We start from the raw sequence: 12,829 nt of genomic DNA, 5'->3' as shown, positions 1-12,829 counted from the left end.
CTATTGCAGCTACTAAGGCCTGTAAGGGCTGGCTTTATTATTTTGTATCTTTTTCTAATGCTGTTTTTTCTTTATCAATAATACGTAGTGCCTCGTCAAACACTGCTGCGCGTTCTGGATATCCACGGCGGCGGGCTGTATTACGATTCATTCGAATTTGATAGCGAGTGATATCACCACGTTTAAAAGCGTCCACTACATCTTTAACAGTAAACCATTTCATTATTTTATTTCTCCTTATAAATAGAAAAACACCATTCAGCCTTAAGGCTAATAGTGCATTGAATTGTTGAATTTGATGGGTAGAGAAGAGGTTTTCTCTGCTTCTAATACTAATTTATCATGAATGAGAGCTTTTGTCAACCCCCTAGAGAAAATAAATTGATCATTTTCAATAAGTTAAAAATTTGATTAACATAATGTGCTATTTATACATCAACCTTCTATAACGTCACCAGACACTCTGTAAGCGATTCTAAGCCCATGGCAGTGCATCTGCATTACCTTCCCTCTAAAAAACGCTCTACGGGCTTCCTGTGCAGCCTGAAGATATACGGACGCACCTCTGGCACTTATTCCCGAAACCAATAGCACAACTACAGAATAATAACAGTAATTAAATTAGTGTTATTAGGATAGTAGGTGATGGTATTGGATTGAGGCTTAGTGAACTTGCACGAGGTACGAGGGAGAGTGAACTTTAGCCATCAGCTCTACCTTCGAGAATTAGCACGAGAATAACAATAGTTATTAGAGTGATAATAAGAGTTAGGTAGAGTTAGCATGTATTAATCATCATATGATGGTTAATATATGGTTACATCACGCGCACAGCGCAAAGGTAATTTGCCTACGGCAATAATTCTTTGTGCCTGACTCACGTCAAGGCCAAAGCCTGGCACAATGTAGGGTGTAACTTGCGTAGCGTCGTGAGCGGAACGAGGCCGAACGGGGAGCCACCTAAAGGCGTACCAGTGAGCTTGCCCTTGAGTGACGGCGATAGACGCCAGGCAAAAGATCTTTGCGACAAGCGCAAAAGAATAAAAGATAGTCTTATATTAATAGTATTATATTAATCTTATAGTGTGCAATTATGACACTTTAAAAGTGCAAAAAATGCACCTTCAATAAAATCTAGGTGCAAAAAATGCACTTTTGTTATTTCCGGTAATTCTTCAAAGTGATTTAAAAGTGCAATTTCTGCACTTTCGCCAATAGCTCACCATGACCTACCCTCTTCAATCTTGATAGGGGTGATACCTCAATTTGATGTGTATCCGATTATTCCAAGTGCTAACATACCTCAATTTGAGGTATTTTCAAAAGTACCATTTAGTTACTTTAAAAATAGATCAGTGCCAAAGCGACACTAATCATTCTAATCAATAATCCCAAGATAATTCTTATTCAATAGGCTAATAAAGTAATGCTTAATCCAAGATTAATCTATCCTAAATAACCCGCTTGTAACGCTCTATAATCGCCTTTCTCACTTTCAAAGTATCTTTCATCACTTATGCGGAAGCCGTACCGCTCAAGGCGCACAGCGGTCATTGTGGACAATGTACACTTTTATGATAGGTGCCATTTGCTTAAAGACTTTTTGTGTTTCATCAAATTTATTTTAACATCGATTTTTTCATACCAAAACCCGCCAATTAATTAGCATTATAATCATTTCGACACGCAACCATTTTCAAGTGCATAAACTCCGCATAATCTGTGCATACAGGCAGGTTAGCGCCGCCCTCGCCTAACGACTCTACATTTATCATTATTAAATCAATGAGATAGATAACAACCACACACAAGCATTGGTAGTGTGATGTTCTGGTGTTGCCGCTGTTCTTCGTGCAGAGTTGAGGATTTGGCAATGTTCAAACACATGTTTATAAATGCCAAGCTATTGATTTTATTTAAGATATTTGGAAATTGTGCAGATTTCGATCTGGGTGTACCTGATCTTCGCGCTGAACACTCGACACAATCGCGCCATTTACCACACACAACACAGATCATTTTCTGATCATTGTTATTGCAACTAACTGAAATTGATCATAATATTCATTTAATTAGTTTAGATGTGTGTTCTTAAGAGAGGGATAAATTGAACAGAGCAGTAGTGTTAGACGAACAGCAAGCCAAAGCGATCAGGGAGTGGCTAAACGCTCATAACAAAAGCCTGGTAGCTGACGTTACGTTAATGATGCAAGCTGCCGTACTGCGTGTGGGGGATGCCGTCGCTTTACGCTTCGACGAAGTGATCAACGGTGAGATAGACATAGAAGAACAGAAGACAGGGAAGCGTAAAGCCCTCACCCTCCCTGCTCCAGTGGTGCAGATGATCGCACGTCGCCGTGCTGAGTTTCCAAATGATCTGCATGTGTTCAGGAGTCAGCGTAACCGCTCGATGAACAAACAAGCGCCTGTACGCCGTGAAGAAGTGAGTAAGCAGATCGCAGAAGCCGCTAAAGCTATCGGGATTCATGGCACTGTATCGGCACACAGCTTTCGAAAGGCTGGCGGGAATGCCATTTACAAGCGCTCTGCAAACAACATCGCTTTAGCTATGACCGTGCTTAATCACAGCAACATCACCGATACCAGGCGCTATCTGGACTTAGACAAGCAAGCCGTTAGCAGGGTGATCAATGAAATGGACTTATAAAGAGATGCGTATGAAACATCTGGTGCTGCCGCTGGCGACTCATGCAGGACAAAACACCATAACAGCGTTATGACCTTTTCTATGTAATAAAATTAAAAGCGGACTGATAATCCTTTCAGACTCAATCCACCTTGGTGCGAAATATTTTTATCAATCTAAGGTAATTTCTGCTGCTAACTCCTCAGCGCCAGCATTCGCAATTTTACTGCGCAAGGCAGCCACTTGAATAACTGCCGGAATCGTGACTCTGTAAGCAGTACCACCAATATCAATAAGTGTCCAGAGAGCTGTGATAGCCCATCCAATAGGACCAGTAAGAATAGCCATAGATCTTGTTAGTACAATATTACCACCAAAGCTCAAACCTCGTCCGATTAAAGCTTTTAAAATAGCATTTGCTATAATCAATGTTAATTTATAAGATTTAAACCCGCCTGCTTTAAAAATCACTTGAAATGCAGTGACGAGTCCTTTTGCTGTAAGCCCCTCAAGTTTTTTAACACCTATCTCGCGAGCAAATTCTTTTAACTCCTCAGGGCTCATTTTTTCAAAGGCATCGTTTAATACTTTAAGCATGAGGCATTGTTCTATATTTTCAACAGTACTTTTGCTGTTGTAATTAACCTTCATTTTATCACAAGCATCAGTAAGAACTTCTCTGTATTCAACCCCTTTTCCGCCCCTAAGCATGGTAGCAAATGTATTGCCTCCAAAGCATTGGATTTCGGCTGCTATATCCTGCCAATACTTGCTATGCTGAGGTTTATATTTCTTATAATTTTCATTGCTAGAAAGCTCTTCAGTCCAACGAGTTTCACCATCCTTGTCGTAAATTAAGCAATCAACCAAGCCATTAAGATCTTCATCAGAGCATTTTGATAAAAACTCAAGATCTTCGTCATAACGATAAGCCATAATTTTTTCCTTTTTAACGTTTAAATTTGATAGGTAAAATATTACTTATACTTGCGTAGATAGATGCATATTTGAGGATATTATTTTTAGCATTGTCTGTAATACTTTTATCCACACCCTCTTTTATCGCTTTTTGCAAAACAGAATCTACTTTGCTGTTAGCTAATACAGAGAAACCCCGTGCTTCTATAAGACCATCATTTTCAACTTGAGAATATGAAACTGCCCAACCATTTTGGATTAAATCCTTTGCCGTTTTTTGCGCTATTGTTAATATTTTTTGAGCATCGATATCTATTAACTTGCAAAATTTCATCAAATTTTCTACTGAAAGAGTTGATTTCCCATTTTCAACTTTTCCCCATCCAGCACTTGTCATTCCGAGTTTTTCAGCAATTTCTGCTTGGGTCACCCCTTTCTCTTCACGTAAGTCTCGCATATGAAAAGCTAGTATTGTTAAAAAAGATGTTTTCATAATGCCTCCACACCCTTAATGATACTCATAGTTTTATAAACTGCAAGTTTCATGAGCAAGTTAGATAAAAAAGTTTACTGCGCCGTGCCGAGCATAGCAACATCAAGCGCCAGAGGCATATCATCACGACAGGCTGTAACGGGACGCTGCGCTAAGTGCGGAACGGTGGCTGTGTTTGAGGATCTGTACAGCAACCGCTGGGATTGGTACCAGAATGCATAAGCAGAGGAGGCAGTTTGCCCCCTCATTCGTACAACCATCTTCCGGCTTTTGCAGACTGGATAAACATATCAATGGTGAAGTCTGGAACAATATAAAAACCCAGCCTCGTAAATCAACAAGGAAATGGGGCATTTTTCGGACGGAACCACAATAGACTGTCGGTAAGGCCGTGTTACCAACTTATGCAATCGACCACCGGAAGTAAGTCTCTCAACGGTGGCCTATGTGTATACCTTGCTGTGATACCTAACGATTGGGTTCGGGAGTGCCCAACTACAAATTGCACCATTACGGGCAAGACTTTTGTCATTGCCTCTGAAATGAAAGTGTGACGAAGAGCATGGATCACCCTCTTCTGTCCAAATTCATTAAACTTTTGTATTTTGCAATCAGCCATAATGCTGTTCCACTCAAGCCCGATCTGTTCATACGTCGGCAAATCACCGAAAACAGGATCAGTAGATTTGAGCAACTTAGTACGAGCCAACAATAACTTTTCTAAGGCTTTGTTTAATGGTATCTGCCGCACAGCCTGATCAGTTTTCCCTCCATCAATGAATATATACCAGCGCCGTGTTTCCTCATCTTTTCGAAGGTGCTCTTTACGGATAGCAGCAATTTCACCTCGACGTGCTCCTGTATAAATCAGAGTCAGAAAATAATCACGCCGCCAATCGGCGCAAGATTTCAGGTGCTCCACAAGGCGCTGCATTTCAGGTTTTGAGTAAGAGCCGCCCTTGTTTTCCGTTACCTCGTATTTGATCCCTTCTGTAGGGGCTTTCTCTAAAAGGTCCTTTTCATCTTTCAGAAAGACTTTGAAGAATGAGGAGTAAATCTTGAGGTGCTTTTTGACGTTGGCGCTGCTCATCAAATCCTCTTCCGGCACATCAAAATCAATGCACTCCGCAAGCGTCATTTCGGAATAAGGTTTTTTATTTCGACGGGGAAGATTTTCAATAACGGTTATAGTTTGCCGTATGTGCGGCTTCGTGATCGCTCCGACAGGAAGATCACCGATAACATGCATCAACACATCATAAAAGCGCTGGTTTTCGTTGGCGACAGCCGCCGCCCACCCCTTTCCTTTCTCAGTGGTAAACATTTTCCATGCAACAGAGAGCAAAGGTGTATCGTCACTTGCAGACTCAGCCGCAGATGCTACGGCTTGTTTAGCCGCTGGTTTTTTCAAGCGTTCCGCTTCGGTTAGCTTAAATTGCATTTCCTCGACCAAGGAGCGATATCGAACTAGATCACCAGAATAGAAAGCATCGTAGGCTTGATGGAGCATAGCCTGATGTAAATCAATCTGCCCTGCCACATCGTAAGCCTGTTCTACATTGTTTTGATCAAAAGATACTTTCTTCCTGTAGAGAGTAGCAAGCAGCATACGCGCCGTTGAATCATCACCGCTGTACACCCGATTCAGATGCACATCCGCACGGCCTTTCGCCTCAGTAACACTGGCAGTTGGAGAGATTGCATCATCAGAATCAATCTGGCGCTGGAGCCGTCCAAGCTCAGGCATTCGTTTAGCCTCATCAACGCCCATCCGCAACCAATCCAACAAATAAGTATCGAAATCGCGCTGAGTGGCCTCTCTGAAACCGTCAATGTGCATTTTGAACTGTTCGACGGACAGCGAACCATTTTGAACAAGGGGGATGTAAGCGCTCAGGCGTGACATTGTAACCTCGACCGCTTGCAATGAATCTGTGCCGAGGCTACGACGGAAAAATGTTCCGTCGGGAAGTCGAAAGTTGATGTAGTAGACGTTACCGCGCTTCGTCGTGAATCGAGGAGTCTTGTTGTACACTCTGTTCCTCATTGCGTTGACCCTTTTGTTTTACATATCATAAGGTTAACGCCAACACTTTGATTTACTTAGATGGTTTTTCGCCTTCACAGGCGTCTGGGATACTTTCAAAAACAACGAGTTAAGTTTAGTTAGACCTTAACTCACTGATCTGCAACTCTTTCATAGCACACATAATGGCGGACAATGTGTCACACCCAGTGATTCATGGCCGCACATACTACATGAATTTTAGACTAAATGATTCAACAAGTTTTTGCAGCAGCGTTCTGGCATGGATAACCTGAAGCAAACCCATCGGATCGGCTCTCTCGTACAGATGGGGCCGTCAGATTTCGTTATGCTGTAGGGCGTTCATTCCAGGCGTCGGTATGCTGAATGTTGCCATCCACTATGCGCCAGGTGATCTTCTCATATTGGATACTGATGCTTTCTACGTGGTTCATTTTATCGTTTCCCGACAGTTTAACGTTAGGTACAACGCAATTAACCCCGGTGATCTTCACGTTTTCCATCAACACCGTGTAATAGCAGACTTCCTGCCCGGCATCGTTGATATGATAAAACTTGATTTCCGCACTTTTCAGCGTCTGGCCTGTAGATGCTGCTTTATAAAGGTAGGGCGTAGAGCTATCCACTTCCTTTTCAATCATCATGGAGGAGTGCTGGCGCGTACCGGTAATTTTACCGTTGGCACTGTCTACAGGCAGGTTAATTCCGTGACTTAACCCGATTATCTCTATACTTCCTTCGCGATCTTCAACGTCAACAGATCCTTTAATATCTGCGCCGCCATCGTCTTTCAACCACATATACGGAGGGATTGGCATTTTATTTGCTCCTTAATTTTTTGAGTAACTTCATTGTTATAACATAGATAAATATAACGATAGGCAATATAGTGATTATATGAATGTAAAAATAAAGGTCATAAAAATTATCTGCACCAATTTCGTCAGGTCCATAAATAATATGAGCAATACGTGTTGCCACATTATCGTTAATCCAGAGTTCAGGATCACCTATCATGCGGCCTACAACCACAAATAGTGTAATAAAGTAAATGGTTTTAATTATCCTACGTACAAATGTTTTTATAGTCACCAGCTACTACCTCCACCCATCCTCGCGCCATCAACGACCGCATACAGGGCACCTGAACAAGAGATGTATTCATAAGCGCATTATGAATCATTGCAAAATCAGAAGCATGAGCGATTGTTATACAGCCTTTTGAAGAAGTGCCTGGATGCAGCCGGAAGCTACCGCGCTTAACACCGTCTATCCATGTTTCATCGTCGATTCCCCAATCATCTCGCCACAACGCAAACCAATCCGATCTACCAAATGCGCTGATACTAATTGCTCTCCGGGTTGAATCAATAATTTCGCGTTTCTTTTGCGAAAACCAGTTCCCCTCCTGCCGATCCACAATCCAGTATTTGCCGGGAGGAAGTGGGCCATTGTCAGGAATATTTCGACACCCCCCATTGTTACGGCATATTCCTTTACCCGAGTGCGCCATAAAAACACCCACGCCGTACAAATTAAACGGCGCATAGTCTGCCCCGTTCAGGATTAACGTCCCTTGTAGCGCCATAGATAATCCGCTTTATCTGTAAATATGTGTTCTATTATCGTACATCCGCATATTCAGACAGGGTGAGACTATTCCGGCAAAAGAATAATTTTCAGATAATAATAAGATTTTTAATACAGAGGGGAAGAAACGAAGCGTTAATATCAGGGCCATTATATCAGCTAATAAAATGGCCCCATAAGAAAGGAAACTACATCATTACAGAAAAGGTTTAACGTCCCCCACCCCTTCACGCAGCACAACCGGGGCATCTTCCGTTAAATCGATCACCGTGGTCGGCTGTTGACCGAGATAACCGCCGTGAATAATCAGCTCCACCTGTTTTTCCAGGCGGTCTTTGATCTCATCCGGATCGGATTCGGTAAAGTCGCTGCCTGGCAGCATCAGTGAGGTCGAGAGCATCGGCTCGCCCAAGGTCTCCAGCAGCGCCTGCGCAATCGGGTTCGACGGCACGCGCATCCCGATGGTTTTGCGTTTTTCCTGTAGCAGGCGACGCGGCACCTCTTTCGTCCCTTTAAGGATAAAGGTGTAGTTGCCCGGAGTATTATTTTTGATCAACCGAAACGCCACGTTATCGACGTAGGAGTAAGTCGACAGCTCCGAAAGATCGCGACACATCAGGGTGAAGTTATGCCCGTTGGGGATGTGACGGATCCGGCAAATGCGTTCCATCGCGTTTTTGTCTTCAATCTTACAGCCCAGCGCGTAACCTGAATCGGTTGGATAGACGATAACCCCGCCCTTACGCACGATCTCCACGGCCTGATTAATCAAACGCGGCTGCGGATTGTCAGGATGGATATAAAAAAATTGGCTCATACTTCCCTCTCTTCAATTGGCGTTGGCTGCTCCCAGAGTTGCCACACCGGCTCGACGCCTGCGGGTAACCAGAGCTTGCGTCCCAGCTCGATCCAGGGACAAGGCTGATGAAAATCAGAACCCTGGGAGCCAAGGAGGCCGTACTGGCGGGCATACTCAGCCAGTTGACTGCGCTCGTTGGGCGCCTGCTGACACTGCGCGACTTCCATCGCGTCCCCGCCGTGTTCGGCAAAGTAGGCCAGCAGACGTTTCAGCCATTTGGCGGAAAGATCGTACCGCCCAGGATGGGCCAGCACCGCCTTACCGCCAGAATGATGAATGACATCAATAGCTTGTTCTATTGTACACCACTGGGGAGGAACGTATCCGGTTTTCCCCCGTGCAAGATATTTTTTAAACACATCCGCAATATTATTTGCCTTCCCGGCCTCAACCAGAAAACGGGCAAAGTGCGCCCGGGTCACCGCGCCGCCTTTGGCCAGACGCAGCGCGCCTTCCCAGGCGCCGGGAATATGGGCTTTATCCAGCCTTTCGGCGATCAGTTCTGCGCGCAGCACGCGACGCGCCTTCTGTTCATCCAGAAACGTGCGCATAGCCGGGTTCTCAATATCGATATTCAGCCCGACAATATGGATCTCATGATTTTCCCAGACGGTAGAAATTTCCACGCCTGCTATCAGTGTAAGCGGCAATTCACTGCGGGCAATTTCCGCCCGCGCGGCCGCAATGGCCTCGGTGGTATCGTGATCGGTGATTGCCAGCGTACCGACGCGCATCTCATGGGCGCGATGGACAAGATCTTCGGGCGTAAGCAGGCCGTCAGAGGCCTGGGTGTGGCTGTGTAAGTCGTAAATCACTGCGTAATTCGTGTCGCTCAAAGCGGCTCCCGTCACTCATCTTCAATATCTGCGCCGCCATAATAGCGGTATGTGGTGAAATTCTGAAATCCGGGGGTTGACATTACGCCATCGAACTAGTTAACTAGTACGCAAGTTCACTCAACGAGGTATCTGAAAATGACCGCACATTTTACTCTGCATGGCTGGTGGCGCACTTCCTGATTATCGGGTAGTGTCGTACGTCTGCGTCATGCAAACAGATACCTGGCCCGCCACTGAGCGGGCTTTTTTATGAAAAGAATAAAGAGAACAACATAATGCAAACAGCCAAACCGACCCTCGAACTGCTGACCCGTGAGGCGGCGTATCGCCACAATCCTACCGCCCTGTTCCATCAGGTCTGCGGCGCGCGCCCTGCCACGCTGCTGCTGGAGTCTGCGGATATCGACAGTAAGGATGACCTGAAAAGCCTGCTGCTGGTCGACAGCGCGCTGCGCATCACCGCCCTGGGCAACACCGTCACCCTGCAGGCGCTCTCTGAAAACGGCGCAGCGCTGCTCTGTTTGCTGGATGACGTGCTGCCGGCAGGCATCGAGAATGAACATCGCCCGGACCAGCGGATCCTGCACTTTCCACCGGTCAGCCAGCTGCTGGACGAAGATGCCCGCCTCTGCTCGCTGTCGGTGTTTGATGCCTTCCGCCTGCTGCAAAATCTGGTGAACGTGCCGGAACACGAGCGCGAAGCGATGTTCTTCGGCGGGCTGTTTGCCTATGACCTGGTCGCCGGTTTCGAGGAGCTGCCGGAGCTTGAACAAGGCAACCGCTGCCCGGACTACTGCTTCTACCTGGCAGAAACCCTACTGGTGATCGACCACCAGAAAAAATACACCCGCATTCAGGCCAGCCTGTTTACGCCGTTACTGGCGGAGAAACAGCGCCTTGAACAGCGTATCGCCCAGCTGCAGGAGCAAATGAATGAAGCCCCACCGGAGCTGCCGGTGCAGCGCGTGGAGCAGATGCATTGTGATGTCAGCCAGACGGACGATGAGTACGGCGTGGTGGTTCGCCAGATGCAGAAAGCGATTCGCGCGGGTGAAATTTTCCAGGTGGTGCCCTCCCGTCGCTTCTCCCTGCCCTGCCCGTCTCCGCTGGCCGCCTACGACGTGCTGAAGAAGAGCAATCCCAGCCCGTACATGTTCTTTATGCAGGATAACGATTTTACGCTGTTCGGCGCTTCGCCGGAGAGCTCCCTGAAGTACGACGCCACCAGCCGCCAGATTGAAATCTATCCGATTGCCGGTACCCGCCCACGCGGTCGTCGCGCCGACGGTTCTCTGGATCGCGATCTCGACAGCCGTATCGAGCTGGAGATGCGCACCGACCAGAAAGAGATGTCCGAGCACCTGATGCTGGTGGATCTGGCGCGTAACGACCTGGCGCGCATCTGCACCCCGGGCAGTCGCTACGTAGCCGACTTAACCAAAGTGGACCGCTACTCTTTCGTTATGCACCTTGTCTCCCGCGTGGTCGGCGAGCTGCGTCAGGATTTGGATGTGCTGCACGCCTACCGCGCCTGCATGAACATGGGCACCCTCAGCGGGGCGCCGAAAGTCCGTGCCATGCAGCTTATCGCCCAGGCCGAAGGTCGCCGTCGCGGCAGCTACGGCGGTGCGGTGGGTTACTTCACCGCCCACGGCGATCTGGATACCTGCATCGTGATCCGCTCCGCCTACGTTGAAGAAGGCATCGCCACCGTCCAGGCCGGCGCAGGCATTGTGCTCGACTCGGTTCCGCAGTCTGAAGCTGACGAAACCCGCAATAAGGCCCGCGCGGTACTGCGCGCGATTGCGACCGCCCATCACGCACAGGAGATTTTCTGATGGCTGACATTCTGCTGCTCGATAATATCGACTCATTTACCTATAACTTGGCGGATCAGCTGCGTGCTAACGGTCACAACGTGGTCATTTACCGTAACCATGTCCCGGCCCAGACCTTAATCGACCGTCTGGCCACCATGCAAAACCCGGTGCTGATGCTCTCCCCTGGCCCTGGTGCGCCGAGTGAAGCGGGCTGTATGCCGGAGCTGTTAACCCGTATGCGCGGCAAGCTGCCCATCATCGGCATCTGTCTGGGTCATCAGGCGATTGTTGAGGCCTACGGCGGTTACGTCGGCCAGGCCGGTGAGATCCTGCACGGGAAAGCTTCCAGCATTGAACATGACGGCCAGGCGATGTTTGCCGGACTGATGAACCCGCTGCCGGTGGCGCGCTATCACTCGCTGGTGGGGAGCAATATCCCGGCGGGCCTGACCATCAACGCCCATTACAACGGGATGGTGATGGCGGTACGTCACGATGCAGACCGGGTGTGCGGCATGCAGTTCCACCCGGAATCCATTCTGACTTCCCAGGGCGCACGCCTGCTGGAACAGACACTCAACTGGGCGCTGCAGAAGCTGGAGCAGACCAACAGCCTGCAGCCGATTCTGGAAAAACTCTATCAGGCGCAGACCCTGAGCCAGCAGGAGAGCCACCAGTTGTTCTCCGCCGTGGTGCGCGGGGAGCTGAAGCCCGAGCAACTGGCCGCCGCGCTGGTGAGCATGAAAGTGCGCGGCGAGCAGCCGCAGGAGATCGCCGGTGCCGCAACTGCCCTGCTGGAAAATGCCGCCCCCTTCCCGCGCCCGGACTATCTGTTCGCGGATATCGTCGGAACCGGCGGCGACGGCAGCAACAGTATCAATATCTCCACCGCCAGCGCTTTTGTGGCCGCAGCCTGTGGGCTGAAGGTGGCGAAGCACGGCAATCGCAGCGTCTCCAGCCGTTCCGGTTCGTCGGATCTGCTGGCCGCCTTCGGCATCAACCTGGACATGAACGCGGAGAAATCCCGTGATGCGCTGGACGAACTGGGCGTCTGCTTCCTCTTCGCGCCTAAGTATCACACCGGATTCCGTCACGCGATGCCGGTGCGTCAGCAGCTGAAAACCCGCACCCTGTTTAACGTGCTGGGCCCGCTGATCAACCCGGCGCATCCGCCGCTGGCGCTGATTGGTGTCTACAGTCCGGAGCTGGTGCTGCCGATTGCCGAAACCCTGCGCGTGCTCGGTTATCAGCGCGCCGCGGTGGTGCACAGCGGCGGGATGGATGAAGTCTCCCTGCATGCGCCAACGCTGGTGGCAGAGCTGAATAACGGCGAAATCAAAAGCTATCAGCTTGAAGCGGCGGACTTTGGCTTAACGCCGTATCACCAGGAGCAGCTGGCAGGCGGCACCCCGGAAGAAAACCGTGACATTCTGACGCGCCTGTTACAAGGTAAAGGTGAGCCTGCGCATGAGGCCGCTGTGGCCGCTAACGTCGCCATGCTAATGCGTCTGCACGGCGACGAAGATCTCCAGGTCAACGTGCAAAAAGTGATGGATGTGCTGCGCTCTGGCGCAGCCTACGACCGAGTGACCGCACTTGCGGCAAGAGGGTAAACA

General features: G+C 48.5%; 13 protein-coding genes and 1 other annotated feature. Of the genes, 4 read left to right on the top strand and 9 right to left on the bottom strand.

Annotated features, from left to right (window positions below):
• Window positions 1–37 precede the first annotated feature (37 nt).
• Window positions 38–223: a hypothetical protein gene (locus tag LRS40_RS17245; RefSeq protein WP_231312167.1), complete on the bottom strand. Its 186-nt coding sequence runs from the start codon at window positions 221–223 to the stop codon at window positions 38–40.
• 1,899 nt (window positions 224–2,122) lie between these two features.
• Here LRS40_RS17245 and LRS40_RS17240 point away from each other — a divergent pair.
• Window positions 2,123–2,668, top strand: coding sequence for a tyrosine-type recombinase/integrase (locus LRS40_RS17240; RefSeq protein WP_231312166.1), 546 nt, complete (start codon window positions 2,123–2,125; stop codon window positions 2,666–2,668).
• 150 nt (window positions 2,669–2,818) lie between these two features.
• Here the strand turns inward: LRS40_RS17240 and LRS40_RS17235 are convergent, their stop codons facing one another.
• The 8 genes from LRS40_RS17235 to rnm all read right to left on the bottom strand — a co-directional run bounded on the left by LRS40_RS17235 (window position 2,819) and on the right by rnm (window position 9,390).
• Complete coding sequence (locus LRS40_RS17235; protein ID WP_231312165.1) at window positions 2,819–3,583, bottom strand: DUF3944 domain-containing protein; 765 nt, start codon at window positions 3,581–3,583, stop codon at window positions 2,819–2,821.
• Window positions 3,584–3,596: 13 nt separating this feature from the next.
• Window positions 3,597–4,058, bottom strand: a complete 462-nt coding sequence (locus LRS40_RS17230) for a helix-turn-helix domain-containing protein (protein ID WP_231312164.1) — start codon at window positions 4,056–4,058, stop codon at window positions 3,597–3,599.
• Window positions 4,059–4,302: 244 nt separating this feature from the next.
• The gene (locus tag LRS40_RS17225) at window positions 4,303–4,371 is read right to left on the bottom strand and encodes a DUF1493 family protein (protein ID WP_255673662.1); all 69 of its coding nucleotides are present in this window, start codon (window positions 4,369–4,371) and stop codon (window positions 4,303–4,305) included.
• A gap of 81 nt (window positions 4,372–4,452) precedes the next feature.
• Complete coding sequence (locus tag LRS40_RS17220) at window positions 4,453–6,093, bottom strand: site-specific integrase (protein ID WP_231312163.1); 1,641 nt, start codon at window positions 6,091–6,093, stop codon at window positions 4,453–4,455.
• Window positions 6,094–6,431: 338 nt separating this feature from the next.
• Window positions 6,432–6,923, bottom strand: a complete 492-nt coding sequence (locus LRS40_RS17215) for a type VI secretion system tube protein TssD (RefSeq protein ID WP_231312162.1) — start codon at window positions 6,921–6,923, stop codon at window positions 6,432–6,434.
• 248 nt (window positions 6,924–7,171) lie between these two features.
• Entirely contained in the window at window positions 7,172–7,693 is a 522-nt protein-coding gene (locus tag LRS40_RS17210; protein WP_156263963.1) for a DUF2778 domain-containing protein, read from the bottom strand.
• A 198-nt stretch (window positions 7,694–7,891) separates the two neighbouring features.
• Window positions 7,892–8,512 carry an L-threonylcarbamoyladenylate synthase gene (locus LRS40_RS17205; protein ID WP_142489813.1) on the bottom strand — a complete coding sequence of 207 codons (621 nt, stop codon included), beginning with the start codon at window positions 8,510–8,512 and terminating at the stop codon, window positions 7,892–7,894.
• Window positions 8,509–9,390, bottom strand: coding sequence for an RNase AM (gene rnm, locus LRS40_RS17200; protein WP_142489814.1), 882 nt, complete (start codon window positions 9,388–9,390; stop codon window positions 8,509–8,511). Before rnm ends, LRS40_RS17205 begins: the two co-directional genes overlap by 4 nt.
• A gap of 138 nt (window positions 9,391–9,528) precedes the next feature.
• Between rnm and trpL the strand changes: the two genes are divergently transcribed.
• The 3 genes from trpL (at window position 9,529) to trpD (ending at window position 12,826) form a co-directional block, all read left to right on the top strand.
• Window positions 9,529–9,573, top strand: coding sequence for a trp operon leader peptide (gene trpL / locus LRS40_RS24790; RefSeq protein WP_106993556.1), 45 nt, complete (start codon window positions 9,529–9,531; stop codon window positions 9,571–9,573).
• Window positions 9,550–9,644 (top strand) — a sequence feature (Trp leader region). (Overlaps the previous gene by 24 nt.)
• A gap of 24 nt (window positions 9,645–9,668) precedes the next feature.
• Window positions 9,669–11,231, top strand: a complete 1,563-nt coding sequence (locus LRS40_RS17195; RefSeq protein WP_142489815.1) for an anthranilate synthase component 1 — start codon at window positions 9,669–9,671, stop codon at window positions 11,229–11,231.
• Window positions 11,231–12,826 (top strand): bifunctional anthranilate synthase glutamate amidotransferase component TrpG/anthranilate phosphoribosyltransferase TrpD, encoded by a 1,596-nt coding sequence (gene trpD, locus LRS40_RS17190; protein ID WP_142489816.1) that lies wholly within the window; start codon window positions 11,231–11,233, stop codon window positions 12,824–12,826. The genes LRS40_RS17195 and trpD overlap by 1 nt, the downstream gene beginning before the upstream one ends.
• Window positions 12,827–12,829 lie beyond the last annotated feature (3 nt).

This window comes from Leclercia sp. G3L, from assembly GCF_021117075.1.
Classification (GTDB): domain Bacteria; phylum Pseudomonadota; class Gammaproteobacteria; order Enterobacterales; family Enterobacteriaceae; genus Enterobacter; species Enterobacter adecarboxylatus_C.
Note: the sequence above shows the minus strand (reverse complement) of the source record. Positions and strands in the feature narration are given on the sequence as shown.